This is a genomic window from Pedobacter sp. GW456-11-11-14-TSB4 (genome assembly GCF_059424425.1).
This window is the reverse complement of the sequence record NZ_JBWKZK010000003.1, coordinates 376,758-402,404: the sequence shown is the minus strand read 5'-3', so window position 1 is coordinate 402,404 and position 25,647 is coordinate 376,758. Positions and strand designations below refer to the sequence as shown.

Annotated in this window: 20 protein-coding genes; 6 read left to right on the top strand and 14 right to left on the bottom strand. The window is 35.2% G+C overall.

Annotated elements, in window-relative coordinates:
* Nucleotides 1-48 precede the first annotated feature (48 nt).
* The 7 genes from AC07XU_RS13455 to AC07XU_RS13425 all read right to left on the bottom strand — a co-directional run bounded on the left by AC07XU_RS13455 (nt 49) and on the right by AC07XU_RS13425 (nt 10,835).
* Complete coding sequence (locus AC07XU_RS13455; protein WP_494944144.1) at nt 49-1,800, bottom strand: HAMP domain-containing sensor histidine kinase; 1,752 nt, start codon at nt 1,798-1,800, stop codon at nt 49-51.
* Nucleotides 1,801-1,913: 113 nt separating this feature from the next.
* Entirely contained in the window at nt 1,914-3,026 is a 1,113-nt protein-coding gene (locus AC07XU_RS13450) for a sensor protein KdpD (protein WP_494944143.1), read from the bottom strand.
* A 197-nt stretch (nt 3,027-3,223) separates the two neighbouring features.
* A complete protein-coding gene (locus AC07XU_RS13445; protein ID WP_494944142.1) occupies nt 3,224-4,294 on the bottom strand; it encodes a porin in 1,071 nt (356 codons plus the stop codon).
* Between the two features lie 216 nt (nt 4,295-4,510).
* Entirely contained in the window at nt 4,511-5,071 is a 561-nt protein-coding gene (locus AC07XU_RS13440; RefSeq protein ID WP_494944141.1) for a K(+)-transporting ATPase subunit C, read from the bottom strand.
* A 154-nt stretch (nt 5,072-5,225) separates the two neighbouring features.
* The gene (gene kdpB / locus AC07XU_RS13435; protein ID WP_494944140.1) at nt 5,226-7,253 is read right to left on the bottom strand and encodes a potassium-transporting ATPase subunit KdpB; all 2,028 of its coding nucleotides are present in this window, start codon (nt 7,251-7,253) and stop codon (nt 5,226-5,228) included.
* Between the two features lie 78 nt (nt 7,254-7,331).
* The gene (gene kdpA / locus AC07XU_RS13430; RefSeq protein ID WP_494944139.1) at nt 7,332-9,050 is read right to left on the bottom strand and encodes a potassium-transporting ATPase subunit KdpA; all 1,719 of its coding nucleotides are present in this window, start codon (nt 9,048-9,050) and stop codon (nt 7,332-7,334) included.
* Between the two features lie 444 nt (nt 9,051-9,494).
* On the bottom strand, nt 9,495-10,835 hold the full coding sequence (locus AC07XU_RS13425) for a sigma-54-dependent transcriptional regulator (RefSeq protein ID WP_494944138.1): 1,341 nt from the start codon (nt 10,833-10,835) through the stop codon (nt 9,495-9,497).
* Between the two features lie 125 nt (nt 10,836-10,960).
* Here AC07XU_RS13425 and AC07XU_RS13420 point away from each other — a divergent pair, with 125 nt between their 5' ends.
* From AC07XU_RS13420 to AC07XU_RS13405, 4 genes are all read left to right on the top strand, one after another.
* Nucleotides 10,961-12,661 (top strand): ribulokinase, encoded by a 1,701-nt coding sequence (locus AC07XU_RS13420; protein WP_494944137.1) that lies wholly within the window; start codon nt 10,961-10,963, stop codon nt 12,659-12,661.
* Nucleotides 12,658-13,356 carry an L-ribulose-5-phosphate 4-epimerase gene (locus AC07XU_RS13415; RefSeq protein WP_494944136.1) on the top strand — a complete coding sequence of 233 codons (699 nt, stop codon included), beginning with the start codon at nt 12,658-12,660 and terminating at the stop codon, nt 13,354-13,356. Before AC07XU_RS13420 ends, AC07XU_RS13415 begins: the two co-directional genes overlap by 4 nt.
* Before the next feature lie 234 nt (nt 13,357-13,590).
* Nucleotides 13,591-15,081, top strand: coding sequence for an L-arabinose isomerase (gene araA, locus AC07XU_RS13410; RefSeq protein ID WP_494944135.1), 1,491 nt, complete (start codon nt 13,591-13,593; stop codon nt 15,079-15,081).
* Between the two features lie 26 nt (nt 15,082-15,107).
* Nucleotides 15,108-16,808: a sodium:solute symporter family transporter gene (locus AC07XU_RS13405; RefSeq protein WP_494944134.1), complete on the top strand. Its 1,701-nt coding sequence runs from the start codon at nt 15,108-15,110 to the stop codon at nt 16,806-16,808.
* 575 nt (nt 16,809-17,383) lie between these two features.
* On the opposite strand, the gene hemF is transcribed toward AC07XU_RS13405, so the two are convergent.
* From hemF to AC07XU_RS13380, 5 genes are all read right to left on the bottom strand, one after another.
* On the bottom strand, nt 17,384-18,277 hold the full coding sequence (gene hemF / locus AC07XU_RS13400) for an oxygen-dependent coproporphyrinogen oxidase (RefSeq protein ID WP_494944133.1): 894 nt from the start codon (nt 18,275-18,277) through the stop codon (nt 17,384-17,386).
* Between the two features lie 265 nt (nt 18,278-18,542).
* Complete coding sequence (locus AC07XU_RS13395) at nt 18,543-19,763, bottom strand: MFS transporter (RefSeq protein ID WP_494944132.1); 1,221 nt, start codon at nt 19,761-19,763, stop codon at nt 18,543-18,545.
* A 110-nt stretch (nt 19,764-19,873) separates the two neighbouring features.
* Entirely contained in the window at nt 19,874-20,461 is a 588-nt protein-coding gene (locus tag AC07XU_RS13390) for a fasciclin domain-containing protein (protein WP_494944131.1), read from the bottom strand.
* A 79-nt stretch (nt 20,462-20,540) separates the two neighbouring features.
* Nucleotides 20,541-21,341 (bottom strand): DUF4249 domain-containing protein, encoded by an 801-nt coding sequence (locus tag AC07XU_RS13385; RefSeq protein ID WP_494944130.1) that lies wholly within the window; start codon nt 21,339-21,341, stop codon nt 20,541-20,543.
* Nucleotides 21,342-21,343: 2 nt separating this feature from the next.
* Nucleotides 21,344-23,677 carry a TonB-dependent receptor gene (locus AC07XU_RS13380; RefSeq protein ID WP_494944129.1) on the bottom strand — a complete coding sequence of 778 codons (2,334 nt, stop codon included), beginning with the start codon at nt 23,675-23,677 and terminating at the stop codon, nt 21,344-21,346.
* A 180-nt stretch (nt 23,678-23,857) separates the two neighbouring features.
* On the opposite strand from AC07XU_RS13380, the gene AC07XU_RS13375 reads away from it, so the two are divergent.
* The gene (locus AC07XU_RS13375; RefSeq protein ID WP_494944128.1) at nt 23,858-24,343 is read left to right on the top strand and encodes a PaaI family thioesterase; all 486 of its coding nucleotides are present in this window, start codon (nt 23,858-23,860) and stop codon (nt 24,341-24,343) included.
* A 13-nt stretch (nt 24,344-24,356) separates the two neighbouring features.
* On the top strand, nt 24,357-24,989 hold the full coding sequence (locus AC07XU_RS13370; RefSeq protein ID WP_494944127.1) for an AlbA family DNA-binding domain-containing protein: 633 nt from the start codon (nt 24,357-24,359) through the stop codon (nt 24,987-24,989).
* 79 nt (nt 24,990-25,068) lie between these two features.
* Here the strand turns inward: AC07XU_RS13370 and AC07XU_RS13365 are convergent, their stop codons facing one another.
* Both AC07XU_RS13365 and AC07XU_RS13360 read right to left on the bottom strand, forming a co-directional pair.
* Nucleotides 25,069-25,221 (bottom strand): hypothetical protein, encoded by a 153-nt coding sequence (locus tag AC07XU_RS13365; protein ID WP_494944126.1) that lies wholly within the window; start codon nt 25,219-25,221, stop codon nt 25,069-25,071.
* 177 nt (nt 25,222-25,398) lie between these two features.
* Complete coding sequence (locus AC07XU_RS13360; protein WP_494944125.1) at nt 25,399-25,614, bottom strand: hypothetical protein; 216 nt, start codon at nt 25,612-25,614, stop codon at nt 25,399-25,401.
* Nucleotides 25,615-25,647: the final 33 nt, after the last annotated feature.

The following is a 25,647-nucleotide window of genomic DNA, read 5'->3' as shown; positions in this document are numbered from 1 at the left end:
TTTTAATTTACAATAAAATTTAATATTTAAACATGATAAAATTGATTTTTAAGAAATTGGCAAGGTAAAATAAAAAGTACTTCCTTCACCCATTGCACTTTCTAACCCTATTTTGCCATTTTCGGCTTCGATAAAATCTTTAGCAATTGCTAAACCTAAACCAGAACCAGATTTGTTTTGCCCATCTGTTGGCACTTGATAATAGCGATCGAATAGGTGCTGCTGGTACTGCTCCTCTATACCTTTTCCGAAATCTTTTACCGAGAAGGTGATAAATTTAGCCGTTTCAGAAACAGCAATGATAATTTTAGATTTTGCAGCGCTGTACCTTAAGGCATTAGACAGAAAATTGACCAACACCCAAGCTGTTTTTTGCACATCTGCATTTACAAATGGCAGGTGATTTACATTATTAAATACCAATTCAATTCCTTTCTGCGCAGCTTGCAAACGAACAGCATCAAGCGCAAAGTTTACAATTTCAATTGGGTTAGTTTTAACGATATTTAATTGTAGGTTGCCTGTTTCTACCTGAGCCAAATCTAAAAGTTCACTGGTAATTTTTAACAACCGCTCACTATCTTCGTTAATATGATTTAGGAGCTGATTTTGCTCATCATTTAAAACTCCTACCCGTTTATCATTAAGCAGTTTTAAGCTCATTTTTATAGATGATAACGGGGTTTTTAGCTCATGAGATACGGTAGCGATGAAGTTGGTTTTTGCTTCATCTAATTCTTTAAACTTAGTGATATTTTTAAGGATATAAACTTTGCCTGCCGATTTGCCAGAGGTTATTAATGCCTGCTCGTTTGGTTCCTCAAAATTTGGAATAATGATTTCTCTGCCCTCTAAAGTAAAGTACGATTCTTTATTATTAGCGAAAATTTTAACTGGCTCCTCACCTATTTGCTCAAATAATAATCTGTTCAGCAAATCATTTTTTTTGGCTAAAGCTTTTGCGTTTTGTCCGAGTACATTTTCTGCATTTAAATTTAAAAGCTCACTGGCCACTTTATTCAGAAACAAGATTTCCTGTTGCTCGTTTAAGCCAATAATCGCATCCTGCATCTGCTCAATGATGGTTTCTATACGCTGTTTTTCTGAAATAAGTTTAGCTACATTAGAGTTGTCCCAATTTCGTAACTCAAGTGCCATTTTGTTAAAGGCTAAAGCCAACTCGCTAAACTCATCGTTGCCTTTAAATTCTAGTTTTTGCCTATAGTTTTTACGGCTGATTTCTTTAATTCCATCTAACAATTCTTTTAAAGGATTGGCAATAAAACTAGGAAAGTTTACAATGAAGGTGAATAAGATTAAAAAACTTACAAAAGCTGTTACACTTAAATAAACTGTAGCTTTTTCTGTAGACTGTTGCGCATCGTTGTTTTTCCTCACAATGGCATCCATGTTCATTTGATCAATATTTCTCAATTGAAATCTAATTTGATTAAGCGCTTCTGCTCTAGTAGCCAATGAAGCTGAAGAATTTTTAAGCGTGTTAAATGCATTTCGTAAATCTTTTACAGCTTTTTCTTCTCCCCTTTCGGTGATGTTATTTTCTTCCAGCTTTAGCTTTTTTTCAAATTGTACGGCATTATTTACATTGATGTCGCCGTTTTCACTGTCCAAGGCCGAACGCATATCGTTTACGTAAGTTAGTGATTTGTAATTATCTTTTAAAATAACTTTAGATCTATTGGCTATTTCATTAATGTGGTATAAAGAAATGCCTCCAAAGCCAATAATTACCAAAAAGAGAAATCCGAAGCCAAGTCTGAGTTTTGTTTTAATGTTCATTTGATTTTAATTTAAATTAACCACAGATGCGCACAGATAAACACAGATTTAATTTTATCCGTGTTCATCCATTTCATCTGTGGTTTAAGATTTGACATCATAAACAGCAATTGCTAAGATAAAATAACTAAATCCGTGTCAGTTTTTGCCATGGCTTTTAACAATTGATTAAACACACTAGTGCTTAAAATTAATCTGAAAAGATTAAAATGTGGTTTACCAATACAAATGGTAGTTATTTCTCTTTCCACCGCAAAGTTAATGATGGTTTTAGTAATCTCGTTGCTTTTAATTTTAACAACTTCTGCGCCTAACTCTGTAGCCAATTTTAAATTGTTAAGCAGATGACGTTGTTTAGCTAAGTTAATTTTATCGGCTGTTTCGCCACTGTTTTGCACATACAGCACCAACCATGGCGAATGATAATAGGAAGCTAAACGGGCTGTTTTTCTTATTACCACTTTTGCTGTTTCTTGGTTAGATGAGATACAAGCTAAAAAACGTTCTTGCCTAAGCTTAATCTTTTTTGGCACCTCGATATTAATTTTTCGTTCTACCTGATGAGCAACTTCTTTTAGCGCCAATTCTCTAAGCTGAAGTATTTTCTCGGGCTTAAAAAAATTATTTAATGCCTGTTCAATTTTATTGGCTTTGTAAATTTTACCCTCTTTTAAGCGGTTTAGCAATTCATCGGCAGTTAAATCGATGTTTACAATTTCATCCGCAATTTCTAAAATCTTATCAGGAATTCGCTCTGTAATGGCAATACTTGTAATCTGTTCTATTTCTTCGTTTATACTTTCTAAATGCTGGATATTTACCGCAGAAATTACACTAATCCCCGTTTCTAAAATATCTAAAACATCTTGCCAACGCTTTGCATTTTTACTTCCTTCTACATTGGTATGTGCCAATTCGTCCACAATTACAACTTCTGGATGTGCATTGATAATCCCTTGAACATCCATTTCTTCTAGCTCCTTGGCTTTGTAAAAAATCTTCTTTCTGGCAATAACTGGCAATCCAGCCAGTAGTGCATGAGTTTCTTCCCTAAGGTGTGTTTCTATATAACCGATTTTAACATCAACATTGTTGCGTAAAAGTGAATGTGCTTCTTGGAGCATTCTATAAGTTTTACCTACACCAGCACTCATACCGATGTAAATTTTTAATTTACCTCTTCGGTTTTTTTTAACCAGTTCAAGAAAATCTTTTACATCATTCATATAAATTGATTACAACGATTTTAGAATTGGCAGTTTTTTAATTACTCTGCCCAATTCAACATACAAAAGTGATAATGTCAGTCTGAGCGTAGTCGAAGACCATTTTAATTTTGTAAAAACATCGAAAGATTTCCTTCGACTACGCTCAGGATGACATCTCTTTTGAGTTCAGACATCTTCCGGACTTTCGGACTAACTTAAAAAGAAACTGCGATACTTGCCGTTAAACTTGCATTATGGTTAACATTGCTTAAATCTCTTATAAAAATTTTGTCTTTGCTATCGTAAACTTTTCCTTCTAATCTTACTACAGCATTGCTGATGGGCAAATAATCTAAGTTTAACGAATATCCAGTGGTTTTAAATCCATTTGTAGTGCCAGTGGTGATAAAAACACCGTCTTTGTCTTGGTAATATTCGGCTCTACCAGCAACAGCCCATTTTGGATTTAACTTGTATTGAGCTATTAAAACTGGAGAAATTACTTCGCTATTAGCAGATTGTCCTTTAACTTTTTGCTGCGTACCATAATCGAAGCCAGCAGTTACACCAAATTTGTCTGTTAATTGAGCCACAGCATAAAAATTATGATATAACCTAATAACCGCAACTGCATTCTCCCCTTCTTTACCTAAATAATTGCTGTAATTTAATGTAAGTTTCGAGCTTGGTTTAACAGTTATTTGCACACCTCCGGCAGGTTTGCCGTTGCCATCCAATCTTTTAATTTTTTGCCATCCATTTAAGTATAAAACTGTTGCAGTTAATTTTCCATCGGCTGTGCCATATGTTAATTTAGCTCCAGCTTCATAATAAGGAGTATTTTCTGAAACAATATTTCTTGTTAGCACCCAACAATCTTTACTAATAGCGCTTTCAAAACCAATGTGCGATGAGAAAATTCCTGCATCTAACCATAAATTATCAGTTTTACTCAACTTTAAACCTGCATTGGCTTCAAATATATTTTTTAAAACACCAGGTTCAGCCGCTAAGTTTGCATTGGTATAAGTTCCAGCCATTAGGGCGATGTTTGCCCGAACAATTTCGCTTTCGTAATTGGCTTTTATAAAACCAAGATTTAAATTTACTTCATTATGTCGGTTATGTGAGTAAATAAATGAAGGGCGATTATTGTCTGCTGGTTTATTAAAATCGTAATTATAATAGGTTTCTAAATAACCAGTTACTTTTATTTTTGATGTTTCTTGCGCTTGTAAGTTTGTTGCTGTTAATAAAGCTACAGCTGCTATGATTAGTTTTTTCATTTTTTTATATTGATTTCACAATTGAGGTGATTACACAGATTTTTATTTGTTTTGTCATCCAGAGTGCAGCGAAGGATCTCAAATTGAGTGAGTATTTTCCGCTTTGCGTTTGATTTCACAGATTTAAGGTGATTACACAGATTTTAATTTGTTTTGTAATCCAGAGTTTGTCGGAGGTTTTATTGCCGAGTTTATTCCTTCGTCAGCATAAAAAAATTAAAGCTCATCTAATGCCAAATTAAGCTTTAACACATTAACAGAAGTTGGACCAAAAAGACCTAACAATGGTTGTTGTGTGTTTTTTACAACCAATTCTGCAACTTTTCTTTCGTCAATTTTACGATAAGCTGCAATTCTTTTAATTTGAATGATTGCTCCTTGCTCTGAAATATTTGGGTCCAATCCGCTGCCTGATGCGGTTACCATATCTGAAGGTATATCAGCTTTTTTAATGCTCGGATTATATTTCAAAAGCGTATCTATTCTATTTAAAACTTCTTTTAAATAATCAGGATTTGATGGTCCTTTATTTGAACCACCAGAACCTGCTGCATTGTAATTTACAGCCGACGGCCTACCCCAAAAGTACTCTGGTTTAGTAAATGATTGACCCAATAAAGCATAACCGACAACTTGTCCATTTTTGGTGATTTTTTCTCCACCACCGTTGCCTTTACTAAATTTACCAGCTAAAGCAATGCTGATTGGATAGATGACGCATAACAACACTAATAACACTAATGTTAAGCGAAGAGATTGAATGATATTTTTTTTCATTTTATTTTAAATTTTTGTCATCCAGAGCGAAGCGAAGGATCTCTAAGATGAATGTTTACTTATATTTAATATTTTTTGTTGCCGTCCTGAGCTTATTGAAACATCTAACATTAAGATTCTTCTCCGCCGTTGCGGATCAGAATGACAAAGTCGTTTACACAAACAAGCCTACTAATAGATCGATCAATTTAATACCTATAAAAGGTGCTACAACTCCACCAATACCATATATAAATAGATTTCTCCTTAGTAAAGCTGTAGCTCCTATTGGTTTATAAGCCACACCTTTAAGCGCTAATGGAATTAAGATTGGAATAATGATCGCATTAAAAATAACAGCAGACATGATGGCACTTTCTGGTGTATGCAAACCCATCACATTTAAGCTTTGTAAAGCGGGTATAGATGCGATAAAAAGTGCCGGTACAATAGCAAAATACTTAGCAACATCATTTGCGATTGAAAAAGTAGTCAAAGTACCTCTGGTAATTAATAACTGCTTGCCAATCTCGACAATCTCTATCAATTTGGTTGGATCGTTGTCCAAATCAACCATGTTACCAGCTTCTTTTGCAGCTTGTGTACCACTATTCATAGCTACACCAACATCAGCCTGAGCCAATGCCGGCGCATCATTAGTACCATCGCCCATCATTGCAACCAACTTACCTAAGTTTTGCTCATTTTTAATGTAGTTCATTTTATCTTCAGGTTTTGCTTCCGCGATAAAATCATCTACACCAGCTTTTTCTGCAATGTATTTAGCAGTTAAAGGATTATCTCCAGTAACCATTACTGTTTTAACACCCATTTTACGTAAGCGCTCAAAACGTTCGCTAATACCAGGTTTAATAATATCCTGTAGTTCGATTACTCCTAAAGCTTTTTCGTTTTCGGTAACCACCAAAGGTGTTCCGCCATTAGAGGCGATAAATTTTACTTTCTCCTCAATATCAATTGGAAATATGTTGCCTGCATTTTGAACTATATTTTTCATTGAATCAAAAGCACCTTTTCTAATTCTTCTGCCATCAACAGTATCTATACCACTTGATCGGGTTTCGGCTGTAAATTTGATGAATTCAGATCCCGAAGGTGCGGTTTCTAAAACTTTACTTTCATCTCCTCTGGCTAATTCAATAATCGATTTTCCTTCTGGAGTTTCATCAGCTAAAGAACTTAATACACAGGCATCAATAAACATTTTCGGATCAACACCCTCAGTTGGATAAAAATTAGTCGCTTTGCGGTTACCAATAGTGATGGTTCCCGTTTTATCCAATAGCAAAACATCAATATCACCAGCAGTTTCTACCGCTTTACCAGATTTGGTAATTACGTTGGCTCTTAATGCTCTATCCATACCGGCAATGCCGATAGCAGATAACAAACCGCCAATTGTGGTTGGAATTAAACATACAAACAATGAAATTAATGCAGCAATAGTGATTGGCGTATTGGCATAAGCTGAAAATGGTTTCAGAGTTACACAAACGATAATAAAAACTAATGTAAAACTTGCCAAAAGTATGGTTAAGGCAATTTCGTTGGGCGATTTCTGTCTAGATGCACCTTCTACCAAGGCAATCATTTTGTCTAAGAAACTTTCACCAGGTGCGGTTGTAACTTGTACTTTAATTTCGTCTGATAATACTTTGGTACCACCTGTAACAGAAGATTTATCTCCGCCTGACTCACGTATTACTGTCGCCGATTCACCTGTAATTGCCGACTCATCTATAGTAGCAATTCCTTCAATAATTTCTCCATCCGTCGGAATAATGTCTCCAGCTTCGCAGATAAAAACATCTCCTTTTTTCAAGGTATTAGAAGAAAGAATTTCAAATCCACCATCTGCTAAAATCACTTTGGCTGGTGTTTCTTCCCTAGTTTTACGTAAACTGTCTGCCTGTGCTTTACCTCTCGCCTCGGCAATGGCTTCGGCGAAATTGGCGAACAAAACAGTTAATAATAAAACCATAAATATGGATAAATTATAAAGTGCTGAGCCTTCTCCAATATTAAATATGGAGTAGATGGTCACATATGCCATAATTACAGTACCTATCTCTACCGTAAACATAACCGGATTTTTGATCATTAACCTAGGATCTAGTTTAATGAAAGATTGTACGAGCGCTGATTTAACTTGTGCAGGCTCAAATAATTTTGTTGATTTCATTTTTATTATAAGTTAGTTGTCATCCTGAGCTTGTCGAAGGTGTTGTAAAAGCATTTCGACAGGCTCAATGTGACATTTTTATTTTAACATCGTAAAATATTCTGCAATTGGGCCTAATGCTAAAGCTGGGAAGTAAGAAAGAGCATTTAATACCAAAATCACGGCAAATGTCATTAAAGCAAATGTTTTAGTATCTGTTTTTAAAGTACCTGCACTCTCTGGTATAAATTTCTTTTTAGCCAATAAACCTGCTATAGCAATGGGACCAATAATTGGTAAAAAACGACCAAGAAAAATAATTACGCCAGTTAAAATATTCCAGAACATATTGTTATCACCCAAACCTTCGAAACCAGAACCGTTGTTGGCATTTGAAGAAGTTACTTCATACAACATTTCTGAGAAACCATGAAAGCCAGGGTTGTTGAGCCAATTTTGCGGTTGAACTGCCCAATCTGCATTACCATTATTTGTAAAAGTGTAAGATGCCAATACAGTACCTGCTAATATTAAAAAAGGACTTAGTAAGGTAATTAATGCCGCAATTTTGATCTCTCTTGCTTCTACTTTATGACCTAAAAATTCTGGCGTTCTACCTACCATTAAGCCAGAAATAAATACAGCTATAATGAGGTAAATGAAATAATTCAAAATCCCAACTCCGCAACCACCATACAAACCATTAATCATCATACCTAACAATTGCCACAAGCCAGTTAAAGGCATTGTACTATCATGCATTCCGTTTACCGAACCAGTAGAAATGATGGTGGTTAAAGTACTCCAGTAAGCTGTTGCCGCTGGTCCAAATCTTACTTCTTTACCTTCCATTGCGCCAGTAGTTTGCGAAATACCCAATTTTGCCAATGCAGGGTTACCATTTAACTCTGAGGTTAGTGTTGGGATCATCAAGAGCAGCATGCCAATTGTCATTACACCGAAAATCATCCAACCTAATTTTCTACGTCTGATGAAATAACCGAAACAAATTACCATCGCAATTGGGATAATTGTTTGTGCAATCATCTCTATCATATTGGTAAAATAACTTGGATTTTCTAATGGATGTGCGGAGTTAACACCAAAATAACCACCACCATTTGTACCTAAATGTTTAATGGCAATCATTTGCGCAGCCGGACCTCGAGACACATTAACTGTATCGCCCTGCATTGATAAAAACTGATCTTTTCCTTCATAGCTTGCTGGCGTTCCATTAAACGTTAAAAGCAAAGCAATAACAATAGAAAGCGGCAATAATAAACGAGTAATTGCTTTTACAAAAAACTCCCAAAAATTACCCAAAAAGGTTGATGTTTTATCTCTAAAAGCTTTAAACAAAACCACTGCAGCAGCAATACCTGTTGCAGCACTTACAAATTGCAAAAACATTAACACAAATTGCTGACTGAGGTAGCTTACACCACTTTCGCCAGAATAATGTTGTAAATTGCAATTGGCTACAAAACTGATAATGGTGTTAAAGGCCAAATCTGGCGTCATGCCTGGGTTACCATCCGGATTGTTTGGCAAACGATCTTGATACAGCAACACAAAAAAACCATAAATTAACCAAACTGAGTTAATTAGCAATAGGGCTTTTAAATGTTGTTTCCAATCCATTTGTTCTTTCGGATTGATGCCAGAAAGTTTGTAGATTATATTTTCAATTGGTTTAAGAAAGTCTGTCCAGACCTTTTCTCCTGCAAATACTTTTGCCAAATACTTTCCAAGTGGAATAGCAATTATAAGCGTTAGTAAGAATGTGGCAATGATGCCTAAAAATTCAGTATTCATTTTTTTTTAATTTTTTTTCTCCTTTAGGGGTTAAAAATTTTCTGGTTTAATAAGCACGTAAACCATGTAAAGGAATACGGCAATTGAAATGATAAATAGTGCCAACATAAGATTAGATTTCTTCGAACCAATTGATGGATTTATAGATGATCCAGCATAAGGCAATTAAGGTGAGCAATAAAACAATTGTATACATATAGTAATTAATTTCGTACCCCATACCAATTGTTAATCCAACAGATTGTAAACTAATTCAAATAATTGAAAAACAGATATTTACAGTTAATCCATAAATCTTAAGCATAAAAAAACCCTTCCATTTTGGAAAGGTTTTTATCATTATGGAAGGATAGTATATTTATTTTTACACAACGTCATCCTAAATTTATTTCAGGGTCTGTTATGCAATAACGATACTGAAATTAACTCAGCAGGACGACTCGATTAAATATTCTCTCCGATCTGATACTCTTCTATTTTTCTATATAACGTTGTTAATCCGATATTTAATAACCTAGCGGTTTCAGTTTTATTACCTTTAGTATGTAATAATACCTTTTGTATGTGTTGTTTTTCTATAGTTTGTAAATCGAAGGCATTCACATTTGGTGCATCTATAAAAAACTCATTTGGCAATTGATCTGTTGAGATGAGTTCTCCATCTGCTAAAATTACCAAGCGCTCAATTACATTTTTTAGCTCCCTGATATTTCCTTTCCATTGGTGTTTATTTAATGCCAACAAAAGCTTTTCATCCATTTTTAACGCATGGCGATTTACTTTCCTGCCAAACTCTTTCAAATAATATTCAGCCAATAAAGTAATATCCGCTTTTCGCTCTGCTAACGATGGTAAGTTTATTGTAAAAACAGATAGACGATAATATAAATCTAACCTAAAATCTCCAGCATCAGCTCTTTGTTTTAACTCTCTATTGGTGGCGGCAATAATTCTAACGTTAGTTTGTTGAGTTGTTGTTGCACCAATTTTTATAAAAGTTTGGTTTTCTAATACGCGTAAAAGTTTGGCTTGCAAATCCAGGTTCATCTCTCCTATTTCATCCAAAAAAAGTGTACCTCCGTTTGCTTCTTCCATCAAACCTTTTTTGTCTTTGTTGGCTCCAGTAAATGCACCAGCTTTGTAGCCAAACAATTCACTTTCTAATAACTCAGGACTAAAACCACTGCAGTTTAATGCCACGAAAGGTTTATTTTTTCTTGGGCTTTCATAATGTATTGCTTGTGCAAAAACCTCTTTTCCAGTACCCGTTTCACCTAATAATAAAACAGTAGTATCGGTAGCTGCAACTTTTTCTGCCAATGCAATTGCTTCTTTAATAGGTTTAGAAGTACCTAAAACAGTTTTAAAACTATATTTATGCGCAATTTGATGCTCTAATTGATAAACACGATGTTGCAACTCTGCCTTTGCAATGGCCTTGTAAACCAGAGGGATAATTTTATCATTGTCATCACCTTTGGTTAAATAATCAAATGCTCCATTCTTAATGGCTAAAACACCATCAGCTATTGTTCCGTAGGCAGTTAAATTGATAATTTCTATAAAAGATTTGATATTTTTAATTTGTTTAACCAGCTCCACTCCATTTGCATCGGGCAATTTAACATCACTTACCACAACCAAAATATCTTGATTAGCAATTATTTTTAAGCCTTCTTTGGCATTTTCTGCCTGATAAACTATAAAACCTTCTAACTCAATTATCCGAGCTAACAGGCTTCTAATCTTAATTTCGTCGTCTATAATAAGTATGGATGATTGCATAGCACTAAATTATAGCACAATATTAGTCATAATCATTAAATGCTTAAGATTCAAAAAAGAAAAATGAACATAAATTTTTAATTGTAAATAAATAAACGTTAATTAGACATTTATTAATTTCTTGTATGAACGAAGCAAACTATGTAATTGGTGTAGATTATGGAACAGATTCAGTACGTTCTGTAATTGTTGATACAGCCAACGGAAACGAAATCTCCTCTTCAGTATTCCTTTACCCACGCTGGCAAAAGGGTTTATATTGTAATCCATCTAAAAATCAGTTCAGACAACATCCACTAGATTACATCGAAGGATTAACTGTAACCATAAAAAATTGTATAGAAAAAGCTGGCGGTGAGCATATTGCAAAGCAAATAAGAGGTATTTCTGTAGATACTACCGGATCTAGTCCGGTTGCGGTTGATGAAAAAGGTGTGCCATTGGCATTAACCCCAGGATTTGAAGAAAATCCGAATGCCATGTTTGTACTTTGGAAAGACCATACTTCTGTTGGCGAGGCAAATGAAATTAATGCGCATGTTAAAAGTTTTAAAACCAACTACCTAAAATACGTAGGTGGAACTTACTCATCAGAATGGTTTTGGGCAAAGCTTTTACATGTACTTAGAGTTGATAAAGATGTGAGAAAGGCGACCGCATCTTGGGTAGAGCATTGCGATTGGGTGCCATTTTTATTAACTGGCGCTGCTGATGTTAAGGAAATGAAACGCAGCCGCTGTGCCGCTGGTCATAAAGCTTTATGGGCTGAGGAATTTGATGGTTTACCTCCAGAAAATTTCTTCGCTAAATTAGATCCCTTACTAAAAGGATATAGAGAAAAATTATTTAAAGAAACCTACACATCAGATGTTGTTGCCGGGAATTTAAGTCCTGCCTGGGCAGCGCATTTAGGTTTAAGCACCGATGTGGTAGTTGGTGTTGGTGCTTTTGATGCTCACATGGGCGCTGTTGGCGGACAAATTGAGCCCTATTATTTAAGTAAAGTAATGGGCACCAGTACTTGCGATATTTTGGTAGCTCCTAATACAGACATCGACGGAAAATTAATTAAAGGTATTTGCGGCCAAGTAAATGGATCGGTTATTCCGAACATGGCTGGTTTAGAAGCAGGCCAATCTGCTTTTGGTGATACTTATGCTTGGTTTAAAAATTTAATTAGCTGGCCTTTAAATCATTTACTTACTCAAACTACATTAATAGATGAGCAAACAGCCATTGCTCTAAAAGAAGAAATTGAAGGCAAAATTATTGCGACTTTAAGTGAGCAAGCCGCGGCATTAACAGAAGATTACGATGCAGAGTTTGCTTTAGATTGGTTAAACGGTAGAAGAACGCCAGATGCCAACCAAGAGTTAAAAGGCGCCATAAAAGGTTTAAGTTTAGGTACTGATGCACCGCGTATTTTTAGGGCATTAGCCGAAGCAACTTGTTTTGGAGCCAAAAACATTGTAGATCGTTTTAAAGAAGAAGGCGTACCTGTAAAAGGAATTATTGGCATTGGTGGTGTTGCTAAGAAATCGCCTTACATTATGCAAATGATGGCCGATGTTTTAGAAATGCCCATTCGCATTCACCGTTTTGAACATACATGCGCTTTAGGTGCAGCAATGTTTGCCGCAGTTGCGGCTGGTATTTATCCAACTGTAGAAGTTGCGATGGAAAAAATGGGTACTGGTTTCGAAAAAGAGTACAAACCAAATGCTAAGAACAAAAAAATGTACCGCGAACATTACGAGCAATATTTAGGCTTTGGCAGATACATAGAAAAATACAATAAAAGAGATGTAAAACCTTATCAATCATGAGTTATCAGGAAATAAAAGAGCAGGCTTATGAAGCCAATATGCAATTGCCAAAATTAAACTTGGTGCTTTTTACTTTTGGTAATGTAAGTGCTGCAGATCAAGCTAAAGGTGTTTTTGCAATAAAGCCCAGTGGCGTTCCTTATGAGCATTTAACAGCCGATAAAATGGTTGTGGTAGATTTTGATGCCAACATAGTTGAAGGCAGTTTAAGACCATCATCAGACACTAAAACACATGCGGTTTTGTACGAAAACTGGAATGAAATTGCAGGCATTGTTCATACACATTCCACTTACGCTACATCGTGGGCGCAAGCGCAAATGCCAATTCCCATTTACGGCACAACCCATGCTGATCATTTAACGACAGATATTCCTTGTGCGCCACCAATGGCCGATGAAATGATTAAAGGAAATTATGAGTATGAAACTGGTTTTCAAATTATTAATCATTTTATTGAGCTTGGTTTAAGCTACAAAGAAGTGGAGATGATTTTGGTGGGCAACCACGCTCCTTTTACATGGGGCAAAACAGCAGAAAAGGCAGTTTATAATAGTGCAGTTTTAGAATATACTGCGCAAATGGCATTGTTAACCCAACAAATTAACCCAAATGCGCCAAGGTTAAAAAACTCGCTGATTAAAAAACATTATGACCGTAAGCATGGAACTGATGCTTATTACGGACAAGAATAATTTCAGTTGGCAGTTTCCGGTTTTTAATTGCGAACTGTGAATTACAAACTGAGTTAGTAAGGTTTGCTGAAGTAAACTAAACCTGATTGGAGTGAACATGAGCCTGCGGCACACAGGCGAGTAAAACGAAAAGCAGGACTTTCGGGACCGATGAAAACCGAACATTGCTTTTCAAAAAAACAATGGAATACTATCGATTAACAATTAAGTAAAAAACGATTAAACAATATAAAAATGATTGATTTAAAAAAATTACAAGTTTGGTTCGTAACAGGAACACAACATTTATACGGTGAAGAAACTTTAAAACAAGTTGCCGAGCATGCACAAGAAGTAGCTAACTCGCTAAGTGCAAACAAAAATATTAGTGCTACTGTGGTCTACAAGCCTATTGTAAAAACCACTGAAGAGATTTTTGAAACTTTACAACAAGCCAATGTGGATGAAAACTGTATTGGTGTAATTACCTGGATGCACACCTTTTCTCCAGCTAAAATGTGGATTAGAGGTTTAAATATTTTACAAAAACCTTTGTTGCATTTGCACACCCAATTTAATCGTGATATTCCTTGGGATACTATTGATATGGATTTTATGAACCTAAACCAAAGTGCGCATGGCGATAGAGAATTTGGGTTTATGGTATCTCGTATGCGCAAAGATCGCAAAGTTGTGGTAGGCCATTGGCAAGATGAAGAAGTTGCAAAACAAATTGATGTTTGGTGCCGTGCCGCTGCCGGTTGGAACGATTGGCAAGGTGCAAAATTTGCTCGTTTTGGAGATAATATGCGTTATGTGGCTGTAACTGATGGCGATAAAGTAGAAGCTGAAATGAAATTTGGTTTCTCGGTAAACACCTATGGCATAGGCGATTTAGTGGCTATAATTAATGCAGTTAGTGATGCTGATGTTAAAACTTTGGTAGCAGAATATGAAGCTACTTATCATATGACCGATGATTTGAAAACGGGTGGTGCTAAACATTCATCGGTTTATGAAGCAGCAAAAATTGAGTTAGGTTTAAGAAAATTCTTAGTTGATGGCAACTTTAAAGGTTTTTCTGACACGTTTGAGGATTTACACGGTATGATCCAATTACCAGGTATTGCGGCGCAACGCTTAATGGCCGATGGTTATGGTTTTGCTGGCGAAGGCGATTGGAAAACTGCTGCTTTGGTACGTGCTTGTAAAGTTATGGGTGCTGGTTTACCAGGTGCAAATGCATTTATGGAAGACTATACCTACCATTTCGATCCGCAAAATTCAATGGTTTTAGGCTCACACATGTTAGAAATTGATGCTTCTCTGGCCAATGGAAAAGCAAGTTTAGAAGTTCATCCTTTGGGCATTGGTGGTAAAGCAGATCCCGCTCGATTAGTATTTAATGTGGCTGGCGGCAATGCTGTAAATGCATCATTAATAGATATGGGCAACCGTTTCCGCCTGTTAATTAACGAAGTTGAAGCTGTTGAAGTTGAAAACGAATTGCCAAATTTACCAGTTGCAAGGGTATTATGGAAACCACTGCCAGACATGAAAACAGGGTGTGCGGCCTGGATTTATGCTGGTGGTGCGCACCATACTGTATATAGTCAGAATTTAAGTACTGAACATTTGCTAGATTTTGCTAATATTGCTGGACTAGAATACATTAACATTGGAGCTGATACTAAATTGAACCAATTTAGAAACGAACTGCATTGGAACGAAGTTTTCTATAAATAAAACAACCTAACCAAATATAAACTTATATGAATAATCTTTCACCGATAGACTATGCAGTCTTTATCTTTTACTTTGTGCTAATTTCCGGCTACGGTTATTGGATTTACAGAAGCAAAAAAAACACCGCAGTTAAAGGTACTAACGATTTCTTTTTAGCAGAAGGATCTTTAACATGGTGGGCCATTGGTGCCTCATTAATCGCTTCGAACATTTCGGCAGAGCAATTTATAGGCATGAGCGGACAAGGCTTTACTGTAGGTATTGCAGTAGCCGCTTACGAATGGATTGCTGCAATTGCTTTAATTATTGTAGCAGTGTGGTTTATACCCATTTACTTAAAGAATAAAATATTTACCATGCCACAGTTTCTGCAAACCAGATACAATGAAACTGTGAGTTTAATTATGGCCATTTTCTGGTTATTCCTATACATTTTTGTTAACCTAACTTCAATTTTATATTTGGGTGCTATCGCGATAAGTAGTATCGTAGATCCAGAATATTTTAAATACATTATTATCGCATTAGCTGCTTTTGCGCTTTTAATTACCCTTGGCGGTATGAAAGTTATTGGCTTTACCGATGTTATACAAGTGGTAGTTTTAATAATCGGTGGTTTGGCGACAACTTATATTGCTTTAACATTGGTTAGTCAGCATTTTGGTATGGGTAATGATGCCATTGCTGGTTTTAAAATGTTGATGACAGATTCGCCAGACCATTTTAAAATGATTTTAGATAAACCCGACGCCAACTCTACACAAGAATATGTAAACAAATACCTTTCCCTACCTGGTATTGCCATGTATTTTGCTGGTCAGTGGATTGTGAACTTAAACTATTGGGGCTGTAACCAATACATTACTCAAAGAGCTTTAGGTGCAGATTTAAAAACCGCTAGAAAAGGAATTTTATTTGCTGGTTTCCTAAAATTAGGGATGCCAATTATCGTAATGTTACCTGGTATTGCAGCTTATGTTTTGCACAAAAACGGTGCATTACAATCAGAAATGGCGCCTAACGGAAAAGTAGTTGCCGACAACGCTTATTCTGCAATTTTAACATTTTTACCTACAGGTTTAAAAGGACTTTCATTGGCAGCATTAACAGCTGCAATTGTAGCTTCGTTGGCTGGTAAAGCAAATAGTATCTCAACCATTTTTACCTTAGATATTTATAAAAAATACCTCAATAAAGGTGCTTCAGAAAAAAACATGGTAATTGTTGGTCGTCTAGCCATTTTTACCGCCATGTTTATTTCTATCGTTTTCACTTGGGATGATTTACTAGGTATTGGCGGCGAAGGCGGTTTTACTTTCATCCAAAAATATACTGGCTTTATTAGTCCGGGGGTATTTGCGATGTTTATTTTAGGTATGTTTTGGAAACGCACAACAGGCACAGCAGCAGTTGCAGGTTTAATATCTGGTATCGCATTTTCATTCTTCTTCAACAGTTTTGCAACCTCAATTTTCGGTAACGAAACATGGTTATACACCGCATATTTAAATAGTAATGGTGTTTACGAAATTCCATTTTTAATTTGGATGGGTTGGGCATTTGCCTTTACCATGCTCATTATGATTGGTTTAAGTTTAGCCGGACCAAAGGTTAACCCTAAAGCTTTCGAAATAGATAAATCAATGTTTAGAGTTTCTAATGGCGTAATGGCAATGATTGTTATTACATTATTGATCTTAATTATGCTTTACGTAAGGTTTTGGTAAATAAATAATCCGCTCTATCTAAGCGATAATCTTAATTGGTTATCGCTTTTTTTATATAAAATATTTTTATTGACTTGAAAAACAATGGCATGCTTTCATCGCAATTTCAGCCCCTCTTTTCACTTCTGCCGATGAAAAATCGGCATCCGTTTCAATAGGGTTTATATTACAGCGTTTTTGGTTCTTAGGTACGGTTGCAAGGTGCATAAAAGCCATGTATATTGAAAAGTCTCGTAACGAATGTTTTTGTAGAGACTGATATTACCCTTATTTTTTAATTTGAGGTAATTGTATCAATCGGAGGATAAGCTGATTTTATTAAATCAAGTTAAGTACCCTGAATTTAGCATGTTTTGTCATCCAGAGCGCAGCGAAGGATCTCTATCATTAAATTCTTAAACGAGATTTCTCGTTCATCGGAATGACAAAACTTGTCAGCAGTGATACGCTATTGCCGACGATTGCATCCCCGCCAACGTATTTATAATTCTTAACTAAATGACATTGAAGCAATGTTCACCCCTGCCCAAGTATTTATAAAATCATGTTGAGCAACAGCAAGGTTTGCCCTACAACTATACCCAATCAATTCCTTTTTTTAATAAATTTTGAGTTTTTTCTTCTTCACCTCCAGCTTCAATCTTTGGATTGTAGTTCCATTTTGCTGTAGGTGGCAAGCTCATTAAAATGCTTTCTATTCTTCCGTTAGTTTCTAAACCAAACTTAGTACCAGCATCATAAACTAAATTAAACTCTGCATAACGACTGCGACGTAAATATTGCCATTCTTTGTGTGCATCAGTAAAATCCTCATCACGGTTACGATCAATTAACTCGGCATAAACAGGTAAAAAAGTATTGCCAACCGCCTTAGAAAATTCTAAGATCTGATGAAAATCCAATCCTGTACTTTCTGGTTTTAATCTATCGTAAAAAATACCGCCAACTCCCCTAGTTTCTTCACGGTGTTTAATAAAGAAATAATCATCGGCTGTTGCCTTAAACTTAGGGTAAAATGAAGCATCAAACTCATCGCATGTTTGTTTTAAACGATGGTGAAAAAAGCGAGCATCCGTAGGGATTACATAATGAGGAGTAAGATCTATACCACCACCAAACCAGCGTGTTTGCTCATCCATTTCAAAATACCGAATATTCATATGTATAATAGGCACAAACGGATTTTCGGGATGCATTACAATAGAAACACCTGTTGCAAAAAAATCATCGCTCTCTACCTTAAAAGCATTTTTAACCGCTTCTGGTAATTTACCGTGAACAGCAGAAAAATTTACACCTCCTTTTTCTATTACATTTCCATTTTGCATTACACGTGTACGGCCACCACCGCCACCATCACGTTGCCATAATTCTTCTTCAAACTTTGCTTTTCCATCTGCAATCTCCAAACCTTCACAAATACTATCTTGTATCTGCTGATATGCCAATGCTACTTCGTCCCTAAACATGCTCTTCTCGTTTTAATGTTCTAATGTTGCAAAATTGTAAGGTTGAAACCAACGATTACAAATCCCTGCACCTAAAAAATTTCTACATATAAATAATAACATAAAGGTAAGGCTATTGAAATGCTAAAGACTGTTTAAGTTTTAGATTTACTATTTTTTGACATACCAGATAGAAGTGAGATTTGAGAAGTGAGATTTGAGAAAAATGAATTATTGACACCAATGAACAACTGAGAACAATGAACTATTGAACTATTGAACCAACTCAAACCTCAACGTAATCTAAATCTTTGCTAAATGTTTCTTTAAGCTGACTTAATGCAACCAGAGAGATCGCTAAACAGATAAAACCAACAACCATTGCACCTTGTAAAATGCCAAATTCATCTTTAAAAAACTGAAAAGCAATTAAGATAATTACCAAAGAACCGCGAACAAAATTAGGAACCGTTGTAGTAACTGTTGCCCTTAAATTAGTGCCAAATTGCTCTGAAGCTATTGTTACAAAAGTTGCCCAATAGCCAGAAGCAAATCCTAAAAATAAACTCAACCAGACAAATGTCTTTGGTGTTAAACCAAATGAGTATAAATAAACAACTATTGCAACACCAGTTAGCAATAAAAATATTAGCATCACTTTTTTACGCGATTTTAAAACTTGGGCCAGCAAACCAGCAACAACATCGCCTACAGCAATACCAATGTAACAATACATAATGCCTTCGCCGGCATTAATAACGCCATTTGCACCTAAAGCTTTGCCAAATTCTGGCGAAAAGGTAATTAAAACCCCCACTACAAACCACAACGGCAGGCCAATTAAAATGCAGCACAGATATTTTTTAAAACGCACTTTATTGTTAAAGAGCATGAGCATGTTACCACGAATAAATGCACTTTCTTTCACTTCTTTAAACATACCAGATTCTGCCAAGCCCACACGTAATAGTAGCAGCAACAGGCCCATACCACCACCAATAAAATAACTTGTTTGCCAAGTATAGTAATCGCCAATTAAAGCTGCAGCAACAGCACCCAATAAGCCAACGCCAGCAACAATCATTGTGCCGTAGCCACGGTTCTCTTTGCTCATATTCTCGGTAACCAAGGTAATCCCTGCACCAAGTTCACCAGCTAAACCGACGCCGGCAATAAAACGAATTATGGTGTACCAAGTTACCGAAGTAACAAAGCCATTGCCAATATTGGCCAATGAGTATAAAATGATTGAACCAAATAGCACACTTAGTCTGCCTTTTTTATCTCCCAAAATACCCCATAAAATACCGCCAACCAACATCCCCATCATTTGGCTATTGATTACCGTAGCGCCTATATCTAACAAATCGGCATCAGCAACTCCTAATTCTTTTAGGCTTTTAACTCTAACTATGGAAAATAAAATAAGATCGTAAATGTCTACAAAATAGCCTAGTGCGGCCACGATAATAATAAGCGTAACGTTACGCTTGTTGGTTTGGTTCATTATATATTAAGTTTGGTGGGCTTAAACTACCAAAAAAATAGGGTGAATCAAAAAAGCCTCCTTCCACGATGTGAAAAAAGGCTTAAAATTAATTAACTATTAAATAAAATCTATTTCGGCATTAATACAGCATCAACTACATGAGTAACACCATTGCTTGAAACTACATCTGCAATTGTAACTTTAGCGTTGTTGATCATTACCACACCGTCTTTGATAGAAACTTTTAATTTACCACCTTGTACAGTAGTTAATTCTTGTCCATCTTTTAAGTCAGCAGCTTTAACAGCTCCAGGTACTACATGGTAAGTTAAAATTTTAGTTAAATCAGCTTTCATTTCTGGTTTCATTAAACCATCTAAAGTAGCTTTAGGAATTGCATCAAAAGCAGCATTTGTTGGTGCAAATACTGTGAATGGACCAGTTCCGCTTAAAGTTTCTACTAAACCTGCTTGTTTTACAGCTGCAACTAGAGTAGTATGATCATTAGAACCCATTGCATTTTCAACAATGTTTTTAGAAGGCACCATCATTGCGCCGCCAACCTCAACACCAGCTTCAGTCATTGATGTATCAGCCATCATGGTATCGACAGCAGTAGTGTCACCCATTGATGAATCAGAAGTGTTTGAATTACATGCAGCAGACATAGCAATAATTGCTACACCCATTGCTAAGCTTAAGAATTGTTTTTTCATTTTATTCGATTTTAAGTTTTGTTTGAACTACTTACGAGATAAAATGAAGATTGGTTTTTACGAGCTTAAGATATTTAAATTATTTAATCACCAACGAATCTACAGACAAAGTTGATGCACTAAAAAAGCCTAAAGCACCATTATTAAAATTAGATTCTGGGTTAGCTGGCGTAGTTGGCGGACCACCATTGCCAGTAATTTGGGTGATAGAAAAGAGATATTTATAAACTTTTTCATCAATAGTTAACAACTGAATTTTCACTTTATCACCTGTAACTAACTCTGGCTCATCAATAAAAATATTGTTTTTTACTTCTCTTCCATCAGTAAAGCGATCAGAATCAACATAAAACCTGTTATTTTTTAAATTATTAATAAAAACTCTATTGTAATAAAAATTAGCAACACCTGCTGGGTCATCAAAATTAACCTGAACAATTTTTCTGGTTTCGCCAAAAGCAGAAAGCTCTATTTGATTTAATGATTTTATGCGAACCCTTTTTGGCATTACTGAAGTTGCAACATAGGTTTTACCATTTGTATTAACTGTAATCGTATACTTTTTTCCCTCTATCCCTTTATATCTTGTAGAAATATAATTGCCTGGAGTTTGTTCTGTATAAGTTATAGTTGGCCCATTTTCTTCTGTTAACGTAACTACTGCACCGCTCACCGGAACTTTTTTAGTAGTTACATCAAAATTTGTTGTGTTTGAAAGTGAAACGATGTGCCTAACATCTAAATCAGTAAAAATAGCTTCTATAACTAATTTAGGTTCGGTATTTTCTAATTGCAAATCGATGACTTTTTCACATGATGAAAAAAGAAATGCAAAACCAGCAATTACAAAGAATGAGATCTGTTGAATAAAATTTTTCATAGTTAAAATTTGAAATTCCAAGTAACTGATGGAATAATACCGAATAAAGAAGTTTGTACAGCCTGCGTTTGTGATGTATTATCTGGATTATCTTCGAAATTAATTGCGAATGGATTTTTTCTATTATACAGATTATAGATACCAAAATTCCAACTTGATTTAAATTTCTTGTTAGGTTTACCTTCTAGCGTTGCAGAAACATCTAAACGATGAAAATCTGGTGTTCTACTTGAATTACGATCGCCATAATAAAAAATGGTTTGTCCGTCCAAAACATATTTCCCGATCGGGAAAGTAACTGCATTACCGCTACTGTATACAAACGTTGATGAGAAAATCCAACGCTTACCTGGCTTATAAATACCCACAACAGAAACGTCATGCGGTCTATCCTGACGAGCGTTAAACCAATTACCATTACTTATTAAATCAAATTGGCGTTCTGTTTTTGATAAAGTATAACCTACCCAACCATTAAACTTGCCGTATTTCTTTTTAACAAATAATTCTAAACCATAAGCTCTGCCTTTACCATAAATCAAATCGGCTTCTACATTTTGGTTACCACGTAAATCGGTACCGTTTCTATACTCAATTTGGTTTTGCATTGGCTTATAGTAAACCTCAGCAGAAAATTCGTAATCGTTGTCTTTAAAATTATTAAAATAACCTAGTGAGAATTGATCTGCCAATTCTGGTTTGGTATTTAAACTATTCATAATGTACAAATCTGTTGGCGATGTAGCGGTAGAATTAGACATTAAGTGTAAATTTTGTACATTTCTAGTATAAGATGTTTTAATAGATTTGGTATCATCTAACTGAAAACTGGCAGAAAAACGAGGCTCTAAATTAAAATAGCTTTTAACAATTTCGCCAGATTTATAAAAGGTAGAGCTTGTTTCTAAACCATCATTATTATAAGTTTTAAAGTTACCACCACCTAAAAGTGAAAAAGATGAAATCCTTAGCCCATAAACCAATTTAATCTTGTCACTTACATTATATTGATCCGAAATATAGGCTGCCAATTCTATCCCTTTTCTGTTTTCTATTTTAATTTCATTTACACTTGATGTACTCGGAGAAGAAATTTCACCCGGAGCAATGGTATGGTGAATGGCATCAAAACCGAACTTTAACTCATGTTTATTATTTAATGAGAAATTAAAATCTTGCTTTAAATTAAAATCGCTAATGCTCGAGTTAACCTGAAATTCACTTCCGCTTAATAAATTCTCAATGGTGTAATCGTATTTACTTACAATTAATGAGGTATTAGAAAATAACCTGTTGCTAAACAAATGGTTCCAGCGTAATGTACCAGTTGCGTTGCCCCAATTAAAACCAAAAGTATTGCTCAAGCCGAGTTTATCTCTACCAAAATATCCTGATAAGTAAACTGTATTTTTATCATCTAATTGATAGTTAGCTTTAGCATTTAAGTCATAAAAATAAAGTGTATTGTTTCTTAATGAAGTATCTGGAGCAAAAGCTAAAAAAGCATCTGCATAAGTTCTTCTTCCGCTAATCATAAAAGAGCTTTTGTCTTTTACAAATGGCCCTTCTACTTTTAATCTCGATGAAATTAAGCCAATACCACCTTCAAATGTAGTTTCTTTTTTATTTCCATCATTCATTCGCACGTCTAAAACAGATGACAATCTACCACCATATTGAGCAGGCATTCCACCTTTGTAAACGGTAACATCTTTAATCGCGTCAGAATTAAAGGTAGAGAAAAAGCCAAGCAAGTGTGATGCATTGTAAACCGGAGCTTCATCTAACAAGATCAAATTTTGATCTGTCGCTCCGCCCCTTACGTAAAAACCGCTATTACCTTCGCCAGCAGATTTTATACCCGGTAAAAGTTGCAAAGTTTTTAAAATATCTTTCTCGCCAAAAAGTACCGGAATATTCTGAATATCTTTCACATTCAGCTTTTCTACACCCATTTGTGGTTTTACCAAATTTTCATTTCTTCTAATATTGGTAATTACAACCTCACTTAAGTTATTAGACTCTTCTATGCTAAAATCTTGTTTCGTATTTGCCGTAATGTTTAAATCTTTAGTAATGGTAATATAACCCACGTAAGAAATCTCAAATTTATATTGTCCGGCAGGCAAATTAATACTGTAAAAACCATAGTTATTGGTTGATGTACCTAATTGTGAAGCACCAGAAATTTTAACACTGGCTCCAATAAGTGTTTCGCCAGTTGCTGTATTTTTTACAATACCATTAACGGTGTAATTCTTTTGCGCAAATAATTCAGTTGTATTAAAGCAATAGAGTAAGATTATAAAAACCTTAAAAGCTAGAATTCTCTTCAAAATATTTATTAATTAGTGTTGTTTCGCCAAAATTAAGGTTACTATGCTAAAGTTTTGTAAAGTTTTAAGGGAGAATAATCGATAGAATGTAAAATTAATTTCCACTTATTTGCAATTAGATAATAGATGTTGACCAATTAATTTTTAAACTTCAATTGTATTGTTGATATTTAAAATATTATGAAAGTATCAGAAAGCGCCTTAAAATGGGCTATGAATGCCTATCCGCCATTGTTATTTCAGCGAATTTGGGTTAAAAAGTTTCATAAAAATTTTTTGGGTGTCGATGTTAAAATTAGCAACAGTTTTTTAAACAGAAATTACAACGGCTCTATTTTTGGAGGTACTATTTACGCCGCAACTGATCCATTTTACGCTATACTTTTTGATCAATTAATGCAACGTAAAGGTTTTAAAGTAAGAGTTTGGCTTAAAAGTGCATCTATCAATTATTTAAAACCTGGTTTAACAAATTTGTATTTTACCATTAAAATAACTGATGAAATGATTGCCGAAGCCGAGAGTTCTTTAAAAGAAACAGGGAAATTTGTAAAGGCTTACCCAATGGAATTATTTAATGCAAAAGGAGAATTGTGTGCAACTGTGATGAATGAAGTTTATTTGAGAAATAAGTTTCCTGGAGAAAACCAAACTGTAGCTATTTAATTAATATACGGCAATGAATATCAAAAGATTAATTCTTGAAGGTGAGAATGTTAGTTTAGATTTTAAAAAAACGATTAGCAGCAGTCAAAAAATTGCCAAAACATTAGTAGCCTTTGCCAATAACCGTGGCGGTAAACTTTTAATTGGCGTAGCCGATGATGGAAGTATTAAAGGTGTAAAGGCCGAAGATGAAGAAAAATACATGATTACCAAAGCAGCCCATGTTTTTTGCAAACCTGCTTTAGAACCCAAATTTGAAGAAATATATGTGGATGATAAATTGATCTTGATTGCAGAAATTGCCAAGAGCAACTTAAAACCGCATTACGCCATGGACGAAAACAGCAAATGGTGGGTTTATTTTAGGGTAAAAGATAAAAGTGTATTGGCCAGCAAAATAATTGTTGATGTTTTAAAAGAAAGTAACAACGAAACTGGCCAGCTTATATCGTATTCAGATCAAGAAAAAAAGCTGCTTAATTATTTAGAAGAACACGGCAGAATAACATTAAAAGAATACAGCAAATTGACTAGAAGTGCCCATAAAAAAGCACAAAAAATTATCGTGAGCTTAATTTTAACTGGTGTTTTACAACCTCATACTTCAGAAAAGGAAGAATATTTTACCGCGGTTGACATAAAGTAACTCATTATTACCCTATCGGCTGGTGTTTTCACCTGCCTAAACTAAAATAATATTTTTTGAAGCGCAAGGATACTGGTTTCTATAAGCCTTGCTCCTGCTTTACGCTTTTATCTTCAATTTTTAATAAAATTGTAAATACCGCTGCAATCAGGGCTATAATTAAAGTTTGTGCAGGTAAAACGGTAATAGATGCAAATACCTGCTTAAAATAAACCTGATTTAACGGAAACACTTTTACCAGAAGTGGTGAGGGGCGATTTGGTGTAAAAGATTGGAGTGAGAGCAGGACTTACTTTAATAGAAAGTTGCTTTTGCTTTTCAAAATATCAAAACAATTATTATTCTATAGGCTACTGTCTTCACCTGCCGAAACCAATTTATATTTTTTGAAGCGCAAGGATACTGGTTTTTATAAACCTTGCTCCTGCTTTACGCTTTTATCTCCAATTTTTAACAAAATTGTAAATACCGCTGCAATCAGGGCTATAATTAAAGTTTGTGCAGGTAAACCGTTAATAGTTGCCAATACCTGCGTAAAATAAACCTGATTTAACGGAAATACTTTTACCAGAAGTGGCGAGGAGCGATTTGGGGTAAAAGATTGGAGTGAGAGCAGGACTGACATTAAATGAAAGCTGCTTTTTGCTTTTCAAAATAT

What these genes read in the sequence shown, in the direction of transcription:
- AC07XU_RS13360 (WP_494944125.1), bottom strand. Translation starts at nt 25,614, where the DNA reads ATGTCAGTCCTGCTCTCACTCCAATCTTTTACCCCAAATCGCTCCTCG.
- AC07XU_RS13455 (WP_494944144.1), bottom strand. Translation starts at nt 1,800, where the DNA reads ATGAACATTAAAACAAAACTCAGACTTGGCTTCGGATTTCTCTTTTTG.
- AC07XU_RS13395 (WP_494944132.1), bottom strand. Translation starts at nt 19,763, where the DNA reads ATGAACCAAACCAACAAGCGTAACGTTACGCTTATTATTATCGTGGCC.
- AC07XU_RS13375 (WP_494944128.1), top strand. Translation starts at nt 23,858, where the DNA reads ATGAAAGTATCAGAAAGCGCCTTAAAATGGGCTATGAATGCCTATCCG.
- AC07XU_RS13445 (WP_494944142.1), bottom strand. Translation starts at nt 4,294, where the DNA reads ATGAAAAAACTAATCATAGCAGCTGTAGCTTTATTAACAGCAACAAAC.
- araA (WP_494944135.1), top strand. Translation starts at nt 13,591, where the DNA reads ATGATTGATTTAAAAAAATTACAAGTTTGGTTCGTAACAGGAACACAA.
- AC07XU_RS13405 (WP_494944134.1), top strand. Translation starts at nt 15,108, where the DNA reads ATGAATAATCTTTCACCGATAGACTATGCAGTCTTTATCTTTTACTTT.
- AC07XU_RS13440 (WP_494944141.1), bottom strand. Translation starts at nt 5,071, where the DNA reads ATGAAAAAAAATATCATTCAATCTCTTCGCTTAACATTAGTGTTATTA.
- kdpA (WP_494944139.1), bottom strand. Translation starts at nt 9,050, where the DNA reads ATGAATACTGAATTTTTAGGCATCATTGCCACATTCTTACTAACGCTT.
- AC07XU_RS13390 (WP_494944131.1), bottom strand. Translation starts at nt 20,461, where the DNA reads ATGAAAAAACAATTCTTAAGCTTAGCAATGGGTGTAGCAATTATTGCT.
- AC07XU_RS13415 (WP_494944136.1), top strand. Translation starts at nt 12,658, where the DNA reads ATGAGTTATCAGGAAATAAAAGAGCAGGCTTATGAAGCCAATATGCAA.
- AC07XU_RS13450 (WP_494944143.1), bottom strand. Translation starts at nt 3,026, where the DNA reads ATGAATGATGTAAAAGATTTTCTTGAACTGGTTAAAAAAAACCGAAGA.
- hemF (WP_494944133.1), bottom strand. Translation starts at nt 18,277, where the DNA reads ATGTTTAGGGACGAAGTAGCATTGGCATATCAGCAGATACAAGATAGT.
- AC07XU_RS13385 (WP_494944130.1), bottom strand. Translation starts at nt 21,341, where the DNA reads ATGAAAAATTTTATTCAACAGATCTCATTCTTTGTAATTGCTGGTTTT.
- AC07XU_RS13425 (WP_494944138.1), bottom strand. Translation starts at nt 10,835, where the DNA reads ATGCAATCATCCATACTTATTATAGACGACGAAATTAAGATTAGAAGC.
- AC07XU_RS13370 (WP_494944127.1), top strand. Translation starts at nt 24,357, where the DNA reads ATGAATATCAAAAGATTAATTCTTGAAGGTGAGAATGTTAGTTTAGAT.
- AC07XU_RS13420 (WP_494944137.1), top strand. Translation starts at nt 10,961, where the DNA reads ATGAACGAAGCAAACTATGTAATTGGTGTAGATTATGGAACAGATTCA.
- kdpB (WP_494944140.1), bottom strand. Translation starts at nt 7,253, where the DNA reads ATGAAATCAACAAAATTATTTGAGCCTGCACAAGTTAAATCAGCGCTC.